This window comes from Nonomuraea sp. NPDC049129, from assembly GCF_040648495.1.
Classification (GTDB): domain Bacteria; phylum Actinomycetota; class Actinomycetes; order Streptosporangiales; family Streptosporangiaceae; genus Nonomuraea.
Genome location: NZ_JBEZDU010000022.1, coordinates 165,247 through 183,135, shown reverse-complemented (window position 1 = coordinate 183,135; position 17,889 = coordinate 165,247). Strand labels below are relative to the sequence as shown.

General features: G+C 70.6%; 13 protein-coding genes. 4 read left to right on the top strand and 9 right to left on the bottom strand.

Features of this window, described 5'->3' with window-relative positions; genetic code table 11:
- Positions 1-128: 128 nt before the first annotated feature.
- Positions 129-1,901 carry an NAD+ synthase gene (locus AB0B64_RS46295; protein ID WP_357944752.1) on the bottom strand — a complete coding sequence of 591 codons (1,773 nt, stop codon included), beginning with the start codon at positions 1,899-1,901 and terminating at the stop codon, positions 129-131.
- 58 nt (positions 1,902-1,959) lie between these two features.
- The gene (locus AB0B64_RS46290) at positions 1,960-3,171 is read right to left on the bottom strand and encodes an MFS transporter (protein ID WP_358188512.1); all 1,212 of its coding nucleotides are present in this window, start codon (positions 3,169-3,171) and stop codon (positions 1,960-1,962) included.
- Between the two features lie 61 nt (positions 3,172-3,232).
- Between AB0B64_RS46290 and AB0B64_RS46285 the strand changes: the two genes are divergently transcribed.
- On the top strand, positions 3,233-4,303 hold the full coding sequence (locus AB0B64_RS46285; RefSeq protein WP_357944757.1) for a DUF5937 family protein: 1,071 nt from the start codon (positions 3,233-3,235) through the stop codon (positions 4,301-4,303).
- Here AB0B64_RS46285 and AB0B64_RS46280 read toward each other — a convergent pair.
- On the bottom strand, positions 4,294-5,274 hold the full coding sequence (locus AB0B64_RS46280) for a terpene synthase family protein (protein ID WP_357944760.1): 981 nt from the start codon (positions 5,272-5,274) through the stop codon (positions 4,294-4,296). The genes AB0B64_RS46285 and AB0B64_RS46280 overlap by 10 nt on opposite strands.
- Positions 5,271-5,816 carry a hypothetical protein gene (locus tag AB0B64_RS46275; RefSeq protein ID WP_358188499.1) on the bottom strand — a complete coding sequence of 182 codons (546 nt, stop codon included), beginning with the start codon at positions 5,814-5,816 and terminating at the stop codon, positions 5,271-5,273. The genes AB0B64_RS46280 and AB0B64_RS46275 overlap by 4 nt, the downstream gene beginning before the upstream one ends.
- 152 nt (positions 5,817-5,968) lie before the next feature.
- Between AB0B64_RS46275 and glnA the strand changes: the two genes are divergently transcribed.
- Positions 5,969-7,330, top strand: a complete 1,362-nt coding sequence (gene glnA / locus AB0B64_RS46270; protein ID WP_357944764.1) for a type I glutamate--ammonia ligase — start codon at positions 5,969-5,971, stop codon at positions 7,328-7,330.
- A 250-nt stretch (positions 7,331-7,580) separates the two neighbouring features.
- On the top strand, positions 7,581-8,060 hold the full coding sequence (locus AB0B64_RS46265) for a peptidoglycan-binding protein (RefSeq protein WP_358188490.1): 480 nt from the start codon (positions 7,581-7,583) through the stop codon (positions 8,058-8,060).
- A 194-nt stretch (positions 8,061-8,254) separates the two neighbouring features.
- Here AB0B64_RS46265 and AB0B64_RS46260 read toward each other — a convergent pair whose 3' ends face one another.
- The 3 genes from AB0B64_RS46260 to AB0B64_RS46250 form a co-directional block, all read right to left on the bottom strand.
- Positions 8,255-10,549, bottom strand: coding sequence for a hypothetical protein (locus AB0B64_RS46260; protein WP_358188486.1), 2,295 nt, complete (start codon positions 10,547-10,549; stop codon positions 8,255-8,257).
- Between the two features lie 184 nt (positions 10,550-10,733).
- Entirely contained in the window at positions 10,734-11,081 is a 348-nt protein-coding gene (locus tag AB0B64_RS46255; protein ID WP_358188481.1) for a hypothetical protein, read from the bottom strand.
- A 309-nt stretch (positions 11,082-11,390) separates the two neighbouring features.
- On the bottom strand, positions 11,391-12,647 hold the full coding sequence (locus AB0B64_RS46250; protein WP_357946329.1) for a serine hydrolase domain-containing protein: 1,257 nt from the start codon (positions 12,645-12,647) through the stop codon (positions 11,391-11,393).
- 233 nt (positions 12,648-12,880) lie between these two features.
- Here AB0B64_RS46250 and AB0B64_RS46245 point away from each other — a divergent pair, with 233 nt between their 5' ends.
- Entirely contained in the window at positions 12,881-13,600 is a 720-nt protein-coding gene (locus AB0B64_RS46245; RefSeq protein WP_357944775.1) for a hypothetical protein, read from the top strand.
- 10 nt (positions 13,601-13,610) lie between these two features.
- On the opposite strand, the gene AB0B64_RS46240 is transcribed toward AB0B64_RS46245, so the two are convergent.
- Both AB0B64_RS46240 and AB0B64_RS46235 read right to left on the bottom strand, forming a co-directional pair.
- On the bottom strand, positions 13,611-14,462 hold the full coding sequence (locus tag AB0B64_RS46240; RefSeq protein WP_358188476.1) for an alpha/beta hydrolase: 852 nt from the start codon (positions 14,460-14,462) through the stop codon (positions 13,611-13,613).
- Between the two features lie 10 nt (positions 14,463-14,472).
- Entirely contained in the window at positions 14,473-17,889 is a 3,417-nt protein-coding gene (locus tag AB0B64_RS46235; protein WP_358188469.1) for a serine/threonine-protein kinase, read from the bottom strand.

Genomic DNA, 17,889 nt, shown 5'->3' with positions numbered 1-17,889 from the left:
CCGCCATCGCGGCGCGCCTGGCCGGGCAGCGGCCGATCTGGCGGCCCGGGTCGGCGCACGGGTATCACGGCCTGGGAGGCGCTGCCCGAGCCATGGGCGCGCAGCGCCTCCGCAATGAGGACCTTGCCTTAGGAGGTGGTTTCGCGCCACCTGTTGGTGATGGGGAGGCGGCGGTCGCGGCCGAAGTTCTTCGGGGTGATCTTCGGGCCCGGCGGGTACTGCCGGCGCTTGTACTCCGCCGTGTCCACCAGCCGGATGATGCGCGTCACCAGGGCGGGGTCGTGGCCGGCCGCGATGAGCTCCTGTACGCCCATGTCCTTCTCGACGTAGTCGTCGAGCAGCCGGTCCAGCACCTCGTACGGCGGCAGCGAGTCGGTGTCGCGCTGGTCGGGACGCAGTTCGGCGCTCGGCTCCTTGGTGATCGAGTTCTCCGGGATGGGCCGCTCGGCGTCGAGGCGGAACGACGGGTCGCCGTGGGCGTTGCGCCAGCGGGACAGCTCCCACACCATCGTCTTCGGTACGTCCTTGATCGGGGCGAAGCCGCCCGCCGAGTCGCCGTACAGCGTGGAGTAGCCCGTCGCCAGCTCGCTCTTGTTGCCGGTCGTCAGCACCAGGTGGCCGTGTTCGTTGGACAGGCCCATGAGGATCGTGCCGCGGACGCGGGCCTGCAGGTTCTCGGCGGCCAGCCCGGACAGGTCGATCTCCTTCTCGAAGGCGTCGACGATCTCGCCGATCGGCACCACCTGGGCGTTGATGCCCTGCCTGCGTACCAGCTCTTCGGCGTCGCCGAGCGAGTGGTCGGAGGAGTAGCGCGAGGGCATCAGCACCACGTGGACCCGATCGGGCCCGATCGCGTCGGAGGCGATGGTCGCGGTCAGCGCCGAGTCGATGCCGCCGGACAGGCCGAGGATCACCGACTGGAAGCCGTTCTTGACCACATAGTCGCGTACGGCCAGCACCAGCGCCGAGTAGACCTCCGCGTGCGGGTCCAGGCGCTCGGCCACCGGCGCGGGCACGGGCTCGCGCGGCTCGACCGGGTCGGACGACAGCACCAGGCGGTCCACGGTGATGGTGGAGCCGTCGCCCGCGTCGTACGGGAACGACCCGGTCTCGGCGGTGGAGACCGGGAGATCCAGGTCCACCACGAGCAGCTCCTCGCGGAACTGCCCGGCGCGCGCCACCAGCTCGCCGGCCGCGTCCACCACGATCGAGTCGCCGTCGAAGACCAGCTCGTCCTGCCCGCCGACCTGGTTGACGTAGACGAGCGCGCACCCGGCCTCACGCGCCCTGCGCGCGCACAGCTCCAGGCGTACGTCGTCCTTCTCCTTCTCGTACGGCGAGGCGTTGGGCGCCACCAGCAGACCGGCACCGGCCTGGCCGACCACGGCCACCGGGCCGCCCTCCTGCCACAGGTCCTCGCAGACCGCGATCGCCACGTCGACCCCGTGCAGCCGGAAGATCGGCAGCCGGTCGCCGCGCACGAAGTAGCGGTATTCGTCGAACACGCCGTAGTTGGGCAGGTGGTGCTTGGCCGTGCGGACGACGACCTCGCCCCGGTGGAGCACCGCGGCGGCGTCGAGCGAGGCGCCCTTGGGCTGGCCGATGCGCGGCGCGAGCCCCGCCCGGTCGACGTAGCCGACGACCACGGGCAGCTCGCCCAGCCCCTCCTCTCGCAGCCTGAGCGCGACCTCGCCCAGCGTCCTGATGCTGGCGTCCACGAAGGATGTACGCAGGACCAGGTCCTCCACCGGATAGCCGGTCAAGAACATCTCCGTGAACACGACCAGGTGCGCGCCGCGGTCCGCGGCGTCGCGGGTCCACGTGAGCAGTCGGTCGGCGTTGCCGGAGAGGTCGCCTACGGTCGGTTTGGTCTGTGCCAGCGCGATACGGAGTTGTGCCACAAAGGTCAGCCTAGTACGGTGCCGTTTTTATCGTCCAAGCGACGAAAAGTGGGCTCGCTCACAGAGCCGGCTGGAGGGCGCGCCGCCTGATCGCCGGGCCGAGCGCCAGCATGGCCACCGCCGACAGCAGCCCGACGCCGCCCACCGTGAACCACAGGGCCTGCGGCCCCACGTCCAGCAGCGCTCCACCGGCCAGCGGCGCCAGCACCGAGGCGACCGACCACGCGAATCCGAACAGCCCCGAATACCGCCCCCGCAGGTGCGCGGGCGCCAGCGCCGCGACGATGGTCCCCGCGATGCCCGCCGTCATGATCTCGCCGGCCGTCCAGACGGCGATGGTGACGCCCAGCCAGACGGCGTCGGTGACGAAGGCGGTGAGCGCGAATCCGGCCCCCGTGATGGCCAGCCCCAGCGCGAGTGTCCTGGCGGCGTCCAGGCGGCCGATCCAGCCGGACACCAGCGGCTGCACGATGACGATCAGCACCCCGTTCAGCGCCATCGCCACGCCGAACTCCCCGGTGGACAGTCCCGCCTGCTTGACCATCGCGACCGGCAGCATGGTCACCGTCTGCATGTACACCAGCGCCTGCCCCAGCACGACGAGCGTGAAGGCGACCATCACCCGGTCACGCAGCACGACGCCGAACCCGCCCGCCGACTCCCGCTCGGCCGTGCGGGTCTCGGGAACCGCCCGCCAGACCAGTACGGCGAAGATCACGCTGCTGACGGCGTCGATCCAGAACAGCCAGCCGAACCCGAGCTGGGCCAGCCACCCGCCCGCCGTCATCCCGACCGCGTAGCCGAGGTTGATGGCCCAGAACAGCAGTCCGTACGCCCTGGGCCGCTCCACCGGCGAGACCAGGTCCGCCACCAGCGCGTTGGACGCGGGCCGGTAGGCGTCGACCACCAGCCCCAGCACGAACATCGAGGTCGTGATCGCGGCCAGGGAGGTGCTGTATCCCAGGGCCAGCATCGCGGCCGCGGTGGCGATCATGCTGCCGGACAGCGTGGCCCGCCGCCCGATCCGGTCGGTCAGCCACCCGCCGAGCAACTGCGAGATCAGCGACCCCGCGCCGAACACGGCCATCACGAGCCCCGCGCCCGCCACCGAGACGCCTCTGGCCTGTGTCAGATAGACGCCGGTGAACGGCATCACCATGGTGCCCAGGCGGTTCACCAGCGTGCCACTCCACAGGGCCCAGAACGGCCGGGGGAGCCCGCCCACCTGGGACCTCAGGAACGATTGCTTCTCAACAACAGTGCTAGTCATGGGACTAAGACTGAGCTTTCGCCTTTGGTGGCCGCGAACGATTTAGGGCACACTAAAAGGTATGTCGGTGATGTGGGTGATGCGGCCGGAGGACGTCGCGCGGATCAGGTTCGCGTTCTCGCCGATGTGGGAGCTGGTCGCCAGCCTGCGTACGCTGCAGGACCCGGCCAGGCAGTCGATCCACCTGCCGTGGATCAAGTGCGTGCGTCCCCGCCTCGCGGCGCTGGACCTGACCGAGCTGTTCGCGCTCGTGCCGCCGAGCGGCTATCTCGCCGACTTCATCACGCCGCCGCCCGACACGCCGCTGCCGGACTTCACCGCCGAGCTGGATCGCGTACGGCTCACTCCGCCGGAACGGGCCCGCGCCGAGGCGGCCGAGGTACGGGGGACCGACCCGGCGGTGATCGAACGGTTCATGGATGATCCGGCGGCGGGCGTGGCCCGGGTCGCCGACGCGCTGCAGGCCTACTGGGAGACGTGCTTCGCCGAGTTCTGGCCGCGCGTCTACGGGCTGCTGGAGCGCGACGTGCTGCGCAGGTCGCGGCAGCTGGCCCAGGGCGGTGCCCGCGAGCTGTTCGCGGCGCTCGATCCGGCCGTGGAGTGGACGGGGGAGCGGCTGCACATCGACCGGCCGTGGTGCACGATGGACAGGGACGGCGCCGGGCTGCACGGCGACGGGCTGGTGCTGGTGCCGAGCGCGTTCTACTGGCCGTCGGTGGCCGTGATGTCGGCCCCGTACCAGTCGATGCTGGTCTATCCGGTGCTGGGCGTCGGGACGCTGTGGGAGCAGGGCCCGCCGCCCGCGCCCGAGGCGCTGGCGGCGCTCATCGGGCGCAGCCGGGCGCGGATCCTGCTCGCGCTGGCCGAGCCCAGCACGACCTCGGCGCTGGCCGGGCGCATGTCGCTCACGCCCGGCGCGGTCAGCCAGCACCTCGGCGTACTCAGCGGCGGCGGGCTGGCCGTCGGGATGCGCGTCGGCAAGCAGGTCGTGTACCGCCGCACCGCCGCGGGCGACGCGCTGGCCGCGAGCACGCCCGCAATGCCGGTCACGCCGGCCCCCACGCCCGCAATGCCGGTGACGCCCGCCCCCACGCTTGCTCCCACGCCCGCCATCGCCGGTCGTCAGGTGTAGCGGGTCGACTCCAGGAGCCAGTCGAGGTGGGCGCGCGGCGCGGCCAGGTAGGCGCACGCCACCTTGCTCACGTCGCGCGCCAGCCTGGGCGTGAGCGTGTCGAGCGGCAGGCTCCGGGCCGCCTCGTGCATGTCCTGGCAGCGCTCGGCGATCCGGTCGAGCACCCAGGCCGTGGCCTCCGGCTGGTCCAGGCCGAGCTGGTGCATCACGACCACGACGAGGTTGTGCCCGTCGCCGCGTTCCTTGGGCAGTGAGGCCACGTCGTTGCACCAGGCGGTCACGTCGGTACAGGCGTCGACGAGCTGCTGCCACGGCTCGCAGGCGTGCACCCACGCGGGCACCTCCACGCGCAGGCACGGCTCCACGAGGTCGTAGAGGTACGGGCCGACGGTCCCCCTGCGCAGCGCCGGATACTGCTCCAGGGTCGGTACGCGGCCCGTGGCGCGGTTCTCGGCCTCAATGCGGCAGGCGTCGTGCTGACGCCGCAGGTTGGCCGCGAACCTGCTCCGCCACAGGTCGCTCATCCGGGCGCTGGTCACCCGCCACAGGTCGGCGAAGGCCGCCTCCAGCGGATGGGCCGCGCCGCCCGCCAGCAGGCCCTGGAAGACCTCCAGCCGGCCCGGCCCCTCGTCGAGCTCGTCGTCGAGGTTGAACAGCCAGGTCAGCCACTGCGCGAACAGCGCCGCCGCGGCCGCGTCGAACTCGGCGAACGCGCGGCCCGCCATGCGGTGGAACCCCACACCGGGACCCGCGTGGAGATGGGTCCGCCGGGCCCAGTCAAGGACGGCCGCCTCGATCGCGTACACGGCCGGATGCATGCGGCAGGGCTCCGCCATGCCGGGCACCCGCTCGGTGAGCACCAGCAGCGTGGTGGCGGCGGGCGCCCCGCGGCGCGGTCCGGGAGCCAGCGGCTTCCACTGGAGCATGGACCTCAGGGCGGTGCGCACCGAGGTGATCACGTCGGTACTCATAGGGGACCAAAGAGCCAGTTGCCCGCGGCGCTCGGGTCGTCACTGACGTAGTACTGCCAGGCGGCCGCGATCAGCTCGTCCACGGTCAGCACGCCCCTGCCCGCCCGGTCGAGCCGGTCGAACGCCTCGTCCACGTCGTCGTAGGCGGTGCCGAAGGCGCTCAGCAGCGTACGGAACTCGCGGGGCCCGATCAGGCCGTCGCCGTCGTCGTCGCAGAGGTCGGCCACGGCCGCCGTGGCCGGCCGGAACACCGGGTCGTACAGGTCGCCCTCGACGAACGCCGCCGTCATGCCTTCGCGGAACTCCTCCCGCAAGATCTGGCAGTCGGCGTCCCGGCCGAGCACTTCGGACAGAGTCGACCAGATCCCGTCGAAACCGGCGACGAGATCGCTGCCGGTGACCGAGGTTGGGGACTCTCCGAATCCCACCAGGAGCCGTGCACCCAACCCCAGCAGGTCCACACGCTCGATGACGCCCCCGTCGCCCGCGTCGATGTGGTCGAAAGCCCTATCAAGCTTGTGATTGAGCAGGTCGATAGCCACCAATGCCTCCCCCGAGACTGACTGCGTGATCACGATAGGTCCGGCCGGGCTCTTTGTCAGCGAGGCTCGCACCGGGACCCCACGTAACGTGTGCGAAACACGGACACGGCATCCTGATAGGGAACTCAGTACTGTCTTCGCTAGGGGATGCTTTGGACCGCCAGCAGGAGTTCGTGCTCCGCACGCTCGAGGAACGCGACATCCGGTTCATCCGGCTCTGGTTCACCGACGTTCTCGGCTTCCTGAAGTCGGTGGCGATAGCCCCGGCCGAGCTCGAAGGCGCCTTCGCCGAGGGCATCGGCTTCGACGGCTCGGCCATCGAGGGCTTCGCCCGGGTCTACGAGGCCGACATGCTGGCCAAGCCGGACCCGGCGACGTTCCAGATCCTGCCGTGGCGCAGTGAGACGCCGGGCGCGGGCCGCATCTTCTGCGACATCCTCATGCCGGACGGCTCGCCGTCGCACGCCGACCCGCGCTGGGTGCTCAAGCGCACGCTCGCCAAGTGCGCCGACATGGGCTTCACCTTCTACACCCACCCGGAGATCGAGTTCTTCCTGCTGAAGAACCGGCCCGAGCCGGGTCAGCGCCCCGAGCCGATCGACTCCGGCGGCTACTTCGACCACACCCCGCACAGCTCGGGCCACGACTTCAGGCGCCAGGCGATCATGATGCTGGAGTCGATGGGCATCTCGGTCGAGTTCAGCCACCACGAGGGCGCGCCCGGCCAGCAGGAGATCGACCTGCGCTACGCCGACGCGCTCACCACGGCCGACAACATCATGACCTTCCGGCTGGTGATGAAGGAGGTCGCGCTGGAGCAGGGCATCTGGGCCTCCTTCATGCCCAAGCCGTTCACCGAGCACCCGGGCTCCGGCATGCACACCCACATGTCGCTGTTCGAGGGCGACCGCAACGCCTTCTACGAGGCCGGCGCCGACTACCAGCTCTCCAAGACCGGCCGCTCGTTCATCGCCGGGCTGCTCAAGCACGCCGCCGAGATCACGGCCATCACCAACCAGTGGGTCAACTCCTACAAGCGCCTCTGGGGCGGCGCGGAGGCCATCGCGGGCCAGGGCGGCGAGGCGCCGTCCTACGTCTGCTGGGGCCACAACAACCGGTCCGCGCTGGTACGAGTGCCGATGTACAAGCCGCACAAGGGCGGCTCGACCCGCATCGAGTTCCGCTCGCTCGACTCGGCCTGCAACCCCTACCTGGCCTTCGCGCTGATCCTCTCGGCCGGCCTGAAGGGCATCGAGGAGGGCTACGAGCTCCCGGCCGCCGCCGAGGACAACGTGTGGACGCTCACCAGCGCCGAGCGGCGCGCCCTGGGCATCCAGCCGCTGCCGCAGTCGCTGGACGAGGCCATCGCGGTCATGGAGCAGAGCGAGCTGGTGGCCGAGACGCTGGGCGAGCACGTCTTCGACTTCTTCCTGCGCAACAAGCGGGCGGAGTGGCGCGACTTCCGCCGCCAGGTCACGGAGTTCGAGCTTGGCCGCTACCTGCCGGTCCTGTAAGCGCGGGGCGGCGGGTCCGTCGTGACACCCGCCGCCCGAGCTTCGCGCCCGACGGTGTCGGTGCCGCACCTCGGCTTGGTGTCAACAGGTCGTATCGACATTTTCCAGAACGAGTTAAATCGTCGGCTTCCCCAGAGTACCGCCGAGGGTGCCGGGTATCCACCTGCCGGAAACCTGGATTAGGGCGGCGAATTGTCCCAGAAAGCGGGACTGACGCCGCCCTTGCCGACGACTCGACGGAGGACGACTCGTGACCATTACGCCGACTTTGCAGGCACCGCCATTTCCCGGCGTCATCAAAAAGCCTCAGCAGGGCGAAGCCGTAAAGAAATGGCAGCAGCGGATGCAGGACCGCGGCTGGCACATCAAAGTAGACGGGATCTATGGACCAGAGAGCGAGCGTCTCTGCAAGAACTTCCAGGCCGAGAAGCACCTGCAGGTAACCGGCGTCGTCGACGAGACGACGTGGGACAAGACGTGGACGGCCCCGAGCGCGGTGGCCCCGCCGTTCCCCGGTCGCGTCCTCAAGCAGCCGCCGATCATGAACGGCGAGGATGTGCGGCAGTGGCAGGACGAGATTAACAAGCGCGGCTGGCCCCTCATGGTCGACGGGAGCTACGGGCCAAAGAGCGAAGAAATCTGCCGCCAATTCCAGAAAGAGCACGCTCTCGTGGTCGACGGTCGCGTCGGGCGGAACACATGGACCAATACCTGGGTAGAGACGATCTGAACTCGCTTGCCGAAAGTCGGAGCGAAAGTCGTACTTTCGCTTAGTTCAGACCTCGTCCGGCCAGGGCGGCCCTTCACCAGCAAAATGCGGTGAGGGGCCGCGCGCGTCGATACACTCCGCATCCTCTGCAGGCGGCGCCTGCCGGCGCGGCCTCCGCCGTTTTCGCGTGGTCGGTCTCCGGCCTGGCGATTCGCTCAAACCGCGTCGACGCGCCAGGCGAGCACGCGGCCGTATCGCGACTGGCCGTACACGTGCAGTTCCCCGCGGATGGTCGCCGCGGCCACGGAGCGTACCGGGCGGGCGAACGCGCCCAGGACGGCCACCCGGCGCCGCGGGGCGGCGGCGTCCCACAGCGTCACCGTGCCGTCCTCGGTCCCGGTCACCAGCAGGACCCGATCGTCGTGCTCGACCAGGCTCAGGCAGGTGACGGTCGAAGTGTGCGGGATCCACTCCCGGAGCTCTCCGGCGGCGGCGTCCCAAAGGTGTACATACCTCCCGCTGCCGACGGCGAGTACGTCGTGATCGGCGATGCGGCTCATGGCCAGGCCCGCACCGGCGTCGTCCACGCCGAGCGTCCGGATGTGCCGGCCGGTCAGCGGGTTCCACAGGTCCACCTCGCCGTCGCGCCGCGTGGCCAGCACCGGCTGATCCCCGGCCCGGCCGAAGGCGCTCTCGCTCAGCGCGAACCCCCACCTGGGCAGCTTGGCCACGCACTCCTGGGTGACCGGGTCCCACACCTCGGCGCCGGCGGCGAGCAGCGCCCGGCCGTCGACCTCGCCGAAGGCGAGAGCGGTGGGTGAGGAGTGGTCCAGGCCGCCGAAGGTGACCCGGCCGCCCTCGGCGTCGTCCTTCCGCGCGATCCCGCGGATCTTGCTCAGCGGCTGCCACAGCATGGTGCCGTACGCGGCACAGCCACTGCTCGCGATGTACGGCCGACCGGCCACCTGCCCGGCCGTCAAGCCTCGGCAGCAGTGGTCGTAGGGCGAGATGTCGCAGTCGTGGCCACGGCCGCTCTGGCGGCAGCCCACTGAGCCGATCTTCTTCCCGTCCGCCGCGTCCACCAGGAGCACGGTGTCGCTGTGCGTGCCGACGGCCAGGGCGGGCGTGCCCGGTGCCGTGGTGAACAGCGCCAGCCCTGACCCGCCGTAGCCGGTCCGCCGGTGCTGGTGCGGCGTCTGCGCGTCCCACACCTGCACCGTCCCGTCGAGCCCGCCCGTGGCCAGGCAGAGACGTCCCGCCAGGCTCCCGAAGGCGGCGGTCGTGATCAGGCGGGTGTCGGCGTCCAGGTCGATGTCCGTCTTGTGGCCTGGGTGGCTGATCACCGCCTTCGCGGGCCGTTCCCACTTCTTGCCGGTGTCGGTGTGGTTCGCCACGAGCATGACGTTCCGCCCGGCGTGGGTCGTCATGGCCACCGGTCCCTGGTCGCGGTCGAAACGGCCGCGGGACTTGTCGCGGAGGTCGTCCAGTTTCAGGTAGACCAGTTCGCGGCTTTGCACCGTGTAGCCGGGCGGGTGTTCGATGCGGACCACCACACCGACCTCGGGCCGGCCGTTCTCCTCGCCTATCAGTAGGGGCGGAGTGAGGCCGTCCTGCTCCATGTCCTCCCAGATGTCGTCCAGTTCGGCCGTCGCCAGTCGCTCGCCGGTGGTGACGTCCCACACGTGCAGCTCGTACGGGGACAGGGCGGCCAGCACCGTCCGCTCGCCCAGCTTCGCCACACCGAGGTCGAGTACCGCGTCCCGCTCCTCCGCGCGCAGCTCGCGTACGAGCTCGCCGGTGGCCGGATCCAGCAGGTCGACGCGCCCGTCCTCGTCGTCCTCCGGGTAGCCGCGGTTGTAGAAGCCGATGGCTACGGCGAGCAGCGTCCGCCCGCCCTCGACCTCGACGAAGGCCAGGGCTGTCGGGTAGCCGCCGGTCAGGTCGCGGGTGAATCCGCTCGCTCCGGTGAGCGGATTCCAGGTACGGATCGTGCCGCCGTCGTCGCCGCCGGCCAGCATCGGGTGGCCGTCCACCACGCCGAACGCCAGGGCGCGGACGCTCGCCGTATGGCCTTCTAGGTCCGGCGCGGCCTGGTCGGAATGGCCCTCCAGCTCCGATCCGGACTGGTCGAACACGGCGCGCAGCCGTACCACGTGGTCGTCGCCGCCGCTGGCCACCAACGTGTGGCCCTCGAACTCGCCCACTGCCACCGCCCAGACCGGGCCGTCGTGCCGGGCCGGGCACACGTGGAAGGCCGTGGGTTGTTCGCCGGTCTCCCACGCCAGGGTCCAAGTCCCCGGCTCTGCCGAGTCCAATGCCGCCAGGGCCTCCGGTTCCTCGGCGGCGGCGGTCGCGCGCAGGAACTCGAGCCGTTCAGAGCCGGGCAGCGTGCGGAGCCGCGGGAGCGCCCGGAGATAGGCCCGCAGCAAGGCCGGTGGCCAGGACCCGTCGAGCGCGCCGTGCGGGAGCGCCGGACCGGCCTCGATCAACGAGGTGAGATCGAGCGGCATGGGCGCTGTCCCTCCTCTTGCGCTCGATCCTCTTGCGCTCGATCAGAACCTAATGATCGTGATCGCCAAGGTACGGCGGGCTTCGCCGAATCGTGATCATCTGGGCAGCGGCCATCACCTCTCCCTGGTGGAACCGGCGCATCATTTGGGTCCCGAGCGTCGGCTCGGGTGGATGGTGCGTCGGTCACTGGAACGCGTAGCACTCCACTTCGGCTCGGCGATACGACAGGTGCTTGGCCACGGAGTCCCGCACGCACGCGCGTTCGTTCGCGCTCAGCCGCAACATGCCGCACACGGTCACGCTGGAATAGGTGCGGCAATCCAGCGAGGGATCGACCTCCCCGACGCGGTAGTTCGCCCTGACCGCCGCGCGGCACTCCGAACGTGCCTGCGATGTGTTGGCGTACCTGCATTGATGCAGCAGGACCTCGTACTGGGATTCGCTGACCTGGTGGCGGTCGCCGTCCCAGGCGGGGATCGTTCCGAACATGGGGAGCAGCCACAACCCGGCGGCGGCGATGATGAATTTCATGGCTTCCCTCCAACACGCGCGAGGCACTGCCGGGGAGATGTCGCAGTCCACATCACCTGCTGAGCTACCCAAGCCAGGATATTTCAGTCGCAGGTCGTGGCCTCGTGGCAGCCGGTCCCACGGTTCGGCCCACGTTGAGGAACGGAGTAACCGCCCATGGCGGTGCCGTTCAGGAAGTCGCGGCTCTGTTTCTCCAGATTCGCTCCTGGATCACCCAGCCCTGCCCGCCGCAGGTCGTGATGGCTAGCTTGATCAGGAGCTCACGCCTGATGCGGCGCCCCCTCGGCGAGGGGGCGCCGCGTCGTTGGATCAGAAGTACTTCGAGGTCAGGTCCGTCGTCGGCCAGGTGGTGATCTTGACGGCGTTCATCTGGTCGTCGATCACGTCGAAGTCCGGCGTCCCCGTCTCCTCGCGCCGGTTGAACACCGCCGCGTAGCTCCAGCCGTTCTGCAGCCGCGCCAGGTACGAGAACGTGCCCGGCATCGAGCCGTTGTGCCAGGTGTTGAGGTGCCCGGTCACCTGCCGGACCCACCAGCCGCCGCCGTACCAGGAGCCGGAGGAGGTGACGCCGGTCTCCGGCTTGGCGAACAGTTTGGCGATCGACGCCGTGCTCAGCACCGTGCCCGGCCGGTCGAAGGCGAGCGTCCAGCGGACGAGGTCCACGGCCGAGGCCAGCCAGCCGCCGTTGGCGTCCTGGTTGGGCATGTTGAAGCCGCCGTACGGGTACGGCACGACGGTGCCCGACTCGTCCATGACGGTCTTGTTCGTGTACTGGGACTGGTACATCACCTCGCCGGCCGCGGCCTCGGTCCTGAGGCTCTTGCCGAGGCGCATCCGGGTGATGCCGAGGGGCTTGAGCAGCTTCGTCTTGACGTACGTCTCGTACGACATGCCCGACACCTTCTCGATGATCCGGCCGAGCAGCATGTAGCCGTAGTTGCTGTAGACCATCTTCGAGCCGGGGGCGAAGTCGAGCGGCCGGCCAGTGGCGTACTTGATGATCTCGGCGTGGCCGATCGGCAGCGGCACGTCCAGCGCGGCCGAGATCGTGTGGTCCAGCCAGAGCTGGTCCTGCTTGGAGGTGTCGCGGTCCCAGCCGCCCAGGTGCTGCATCAGCCGGAGCACGGTGACCTGGTTCATCCGGGTGTCGGCGGGGGTGAGTCCGAGCAGCGTGGTCACCTTGGCCGAAAGGCTCAGCTTGCCGTCCTGCACCAGCCGCATGATGGCGGCGGAGGTGATGTTCTTGCTCAGGCTGGCGATGCGGAACAACGACGTCGGAGTGACGGCGGGGATCGCCTGGGCGCCGGTGTTGTAGCGATAGCCACGGGCCAGGACGATCTTTCCGCTCTTCATGACCGCCAGCTGGGCGCAGGAGATCTCGCGTTCCTTCACGAAGGTCTTGATCACGTTGTCGAACCCGGCCAAGGACGCGGGAGCGGTCCCCGACGTCTCCACCACCGGAACGGGTGCGGCGAGCGCCGGCCGAGCCGTCATCGCGGCGGCGGGTACGGCAATGGCCCCCGCTTTGAGAAGGCTCCTACGAGTGAGCATCCGGCGAGTGAGCATTGTCACTTCTGACTCCCAGGTAACGTCCGTGCAAAGTTGGGCCCGTATCTTACGGACATGGAGGATCCGGCGCAGCCCGGGTCTCCCGCTGGGAAGTTTCACGCCCCCGCGCGGGTTATGCGGTGGGCAAAGACCCGTTCAGGTTGTGGGAAACTGATCGTCCGTTAAAATCGGCTCGTTCCAAAACGACTTTTCGGATATTTCGCCATATGGGCGATGTTGGAGGGTGTGGCATGACGACGGCTGCCCTGCAGACCGTGCTGACCGTTCCTGAGCGTTTCAGGGGCCCGGCTGGAGTCGCCAACGGCGGCTGGATAGCCGGCACCATGGCGGAGGCCTTGGGCGGCGACAGATCGGCGGTCGAGGTCACGCTGCACGCGCCCACCCCGTTGGAGACCGATCTGTGCCTGGAGCACGTCGCCAACACGGTGTCCCTCCACGAGGGCGACAAACTGCTGGTCGAGGCCATCCCGGTGGCCGAGGACCTGACGGCGCCCGAGTTCGTGCCGTTCAACGACGCCGCCCGCGCCGAGGCCGGTTTCCCCGGCTGGCGGGGCCACGCCTTCCCCGAGTGCTTCGCGTGCGGGCTGCGCGAGCCGGGTGACGGGCTGCGGATCTTCCCCGGCCCGGTCGAGGGGACCGACCTGGTGGCCGCTGGGTGGCGGGTGCCGTTCACGGTGGCCGACGAGGACGGCGTGCCCGCCTCCGTGGTGGGTGCGGCGCTCGACTGCGTCACCGGCTGGGCCCACTTCAAGCCCGGCGAGTCGGCGCTGCTCGGGCGGCTGGCCGTACAGATCCATGGGCGGCTGTACGCGGGCGGGGCCTACTCCGTCGTGGCCCGCGCGACCGGCCGCGAGGGGCGCAAGCTGTTCGGCGAGAGCGCGATCTACGAGGTCGACGGCACCCTGGTGGCCGCCGCCCGCGCCACCTGGATCGCTCCCCGCGAAGCCTGAGACGCAGGCTTCAGGATCCGGACGTGAGCCGGTCGGCGACGATCGACGCGCAGCGCTCGTCGAACATGATCGTGTAGTGGTTGCAGCCGGGGATCACCTCGTCGGTGAGCCCCGGCAGGCGCGCGGTCCACGTGGCGGCCAGCGCGTCGGGCAGCATGCCGGTGTCTTGATTGAGCAGCCCGCGCGGCGCCCTGATCAGCGAGAGTGGCGCCCCGATCGCGCTCAGCGCCGCGCCGATGCGCTCGGACTCGGTGAGCATCCACCGCCCGTCCTCGCGCACCGCGTCACCGGCCACGCGCGAGCGCAGCGCGCCCTCGGTGCCGGTCAGGTCATAGCGCACGTACGCCTCGGCGTCGGCGTTCCAGCTGTCGAGGAAGGCCGGGTGCGCCATGAAGAAGCCGACGTACGCCTCCGGTGTCGGGAATGTCCGGCGCAGCCGTTCCACGGCCGGTCCCAGGGTGGCCTCCAGGACCGCGTCGGGATCGGCGCCCTCGGGCAGCGGCAGCGGCAACCCGCCGTCGACGAGCACCACGCGGGCGAAGTCGCGTTCGGCACCGGCCAGCGCGGCGACGTAGGCGCCCATGGAGTGCCCGGTCAGCACCGTCTCGGGGCCCGCGCCCACGTGGTCGGCCACGCGCAGCACGTCTTCCGCGTGCCGGGTCAGCCCGTACGGGCCGGGCAGCGCGGCGCTGTGCCCGCGACCGCGCAGGTCCATCGCGACCAGAGACCAGTCGGCGGGCAGCAGCCGCGCCACCGCGGCCCAGGCCATCAGGGAGGCGGTGATCCCGTGCACCGCGATGATCAGGCGTGGTCCCGTGCCGAACGTGGCGACCCGCATGCCGTCGACCTCGTCGAGTCTCATAGCCGGGATCTTAAGGACAAACCTTCTGGTACGGCACTCCTGACACGAAGCTTCGCCACTCGCCGGGGCTCAGCGACCGGCCGGCGCGGGCGCAGATCGCGGCCACCATCTTGCCCGGCTCGACCGGCCGCTCGCGTAGGGCCCCTGCCTCGTCCAGGGTGAGCACTCCCGAGCCGTCGGTGGTGAACGCCGGGCCGTAAAGCTTGCCGCCGCTGCCGTCGCCGTCGTCGAGCGTGCCCAGGTCCGCGCCGGCGGCCAGGTCGACGAGCCGTAAACGGTGGTCGCGCGTGACCAGCGCGACCACGTCCTCGCTGGGTGACCTGACCGCGACGTCCCCGCCCTCGAGCCGGCCCAGGGCGGCCTGGCGGGCCCGCTTCCCGGTGGCGGTGTCGTAGACGCTCACGCGACCGCGGGAGTCCACGACCGCCAGTGACCTGCCGTCGTGGGTGAAGACCACGTCGGTGACGGTCGTGCCCCGGCCGGTGCCCCCGAACGGCTTGCCCAGCCGCCTGCCCGACGCCGCGTCGAACAGGTACTGCTCGCCGGACCCCACCGCCAGTACCTTGCCGTCGGGGGAGAAGTCGGCGTCATGTACCTCGCCCACCTTGGCCGACCACAGCTGGCGCTTCGACTTCCAGTCCCAGACGCTCACCGCGTAGCGGCGGGACACGTCCTCGTCGCTGTACTCCAGCCCAGTGGCCAGCTTCGTGCCGTCGGGGCTGAAGGCCAGGAAGGAGGTCGTGTATTCCGCCAGGTCGCCGCGGGGCGCCGCCTGCGCGAGCGTGCGCCGCGTGCCGGTGTCGAGGACCGTGAACCCGCTGATGCTGCCCACCGCGGCCAGCCGCCCGTCGGGGCTGATCGCCGCGGCGTCCACCGGGTCGGAACCGGGCTTCTTCAGCACCGGGGCGCCGAGTGGCCGGCGCGGGTCGGCGAGGAAGACCTTGTAGCCGTCATCGGAGGTCAGGGTCTGCCGCGCACCAGGACCGAACTTAGCCCACCACCACGAGGGCGCCTTCTTCGGCCTGCGCACCGGGAAGTCGCTCAGGTCCACGGTGAGGACGCGGTCCTCGCTGAGATAGCGCAGGGTGTGGCCGTCGAAGCCGACCTGAGGCAGCGGCACGGAATCGTCCTCAGTGCCGCCGGGCAGGGTCAGCGTGGTGAGCAGTCTGTCGTATGCCCGCCAGACCTGGATGTTCTGCCCGGTCGCCGAGGCGAGCAACCGCCCGTCGGCGCTGAAGGTCACCGCGCCGCCGTTCCAGATGTCCACCTCGTTCCCGAGATTCTCCGTCTGTCCGCCCGGGCGGTACGTGATCCGCAGCTTTCCGCCCACGAGCCGCACCGCCGACTTGCCGTCGGGTGAGACGACCGGGCGAGTGGCGAGCGGGCTCTTCGTCCGGGTGCCGGTCCGCAGGTCCCAGGTGTATTCGTCCTGGTCGAGGATGATCAGCGCGTACCGGTCGGTCGTCCCGTACTGGACGCCGACCGAGGTGCCCGTGTCGTCGCCCACGTCATGGCTGAATGTCCACGTCCCGGCGGCCTTGCCGGTGCGCAGGTCCCACACATGGGCCCGCTTGTTGGTGGCGACCAGCAGATTCCGGCCGGTGGGGGAGAGGGCGGCGGTCAGCGGCCGCTCGCCCGCCAGGCCCAGCCGGCCGATGCCGCCGCTCCGCTTGCCGGTGCGTACGTCCCAGAGCCTGACCGCGTCGTCGCTCACGCTGGCCAGCGTCCTGCCGTCGCGGCTCAGCAGCCGCAGCGCGTCTCCCGAGGCGGCGGGGTCCCTGAACGCGGCGACCTCGCGCTGCGCCAGCGAAGCGGTCAGCGCGGCCCTGGTCTGCGGGGTCCGGTCCAGCCGCCAGGCGGCCACGCTCAGCAGCATCGCCGCTCTCGGGTCGCTCTTGCGCAGCGTGCCCGCGAACTGCGCCAGTCGCGCCGCCTCCGCCTGGTCGCGCTGCGCGGCGATCCGATCGGCCCGCTCGTCGGCGAGCGCGCTCTGCTGGACGGCCAGGCCGGTCGCGAGCAGCGAGATCACCAGCAGGGCCGCCAGGCTGATGGAGATGAGCCTGGTCCGCCTGCTCCTGCGCCTGGTCAGACCGGCGCCCGCGTCGAGGAAGTCGCGTTCGGCGGTGGACAGGGTGATGTTCCTGCGGGCCGTGGCCGCCCACCGCAGCGCGTTCTCCAGGCTGCTGCCCTGCAACAGGTCGCCGTCTTTGCGCCCGGCCCGAGCCCACCGCCGCGCGGCGGTCAGGATCTCCTTGTGTACGGCCAGGCCGTCCCGGTTGGCCTCGACCCAGCGGCGATAGCGCGGCCAGGCGAGGGGCATGGCGGGGCGGGCCAGCCAGACCTCCTCGCCTTCCCTGGACAGCAGGTAGCCGAACACCTCCAGGATCCGGGTGATCGACGAGACCTCGGGCAGCGGCCGGCCCTCGACGAGTTCGGCCAGCTCCGCCCGCCGTACCGCGAGGCCGCCCTGCTCGCTCACCGTGATCAGCCGCAGGAAGACCTCAGGCGCGAGTTCGCGCTCCTCGGCGGACAGCAGCGCGTACGCCTCCTCGGCCAGCGTGCCCAGCGCGGGATCGTGGGCGGGGGCGCCCACCCGCGCGGCCTCCCTGCCGCCGGCGGCGAGCAGCAGGCCGGTGTCGAGGCCGCCCTCGGCGCTCACCAGGGCCAGCAGCAGCTCCCGAGCGGACGGGCGCTCCAGCGGCTCCTTGCTGAGCGCCGCGGCCACCAGCGGGCGCAGCGTGGTGGGCAGCACGCTCAGGTCGGGCCGGGCCGACAGCACTCGGTGCATGACCGCGCCCAGGTTCTCGGCTTCGAACGGGTCGGTGCCGCTCGCCGCGTAGACCATGATCGCGCCCCAGGCGAACACGTCGGCGGGCGTCCCGGCCCGCTGCCCGCCGAACACCTCGGGCGCCATGTACGTGGGCGTGCCCGTCACCAGGCCCGTCGCGGTGAGCGACATCTCCGCGGTCCGCGCCACGCCGAAGTCGATCACCCGCGGCCCGTCGGGGCCGAGCAGCACGTTGTCGGGCTTCAGATCGCGGTGGATCACCCCGGCGTCGTGGATGGCGGTCAGCGCGGTCGCCACGGCCGTGGCCAGCCGGTGCAGCTCGCCGCCGCCGAAGCGGCGTCCCTCCGAGACGGCCTTGCGCAAGCTGGGGCCCTGGACGTACTCGCTGACGATGTACGGCCTGGGCCCCTCCAGGTCGGCTTCCAGGACGCTCGCGGTGCAGAACGCGGCCACCCGGCGCGCCGCGGTCGCCTCCCTGGCCAGTTGCGCCGACTGGTCGCCGTGCAGCACCTTGATCGCCACCCGGCGGCCGTCCTCGGCGTAGCCCTCGTAGACCACGCCCTGGCCGCCCGTGCCGAGCCGCCCGGCCAGCCAGTAGTTGCCCAGCCGCTGGGGATCTCCGTCGATCAACTTGTCCAC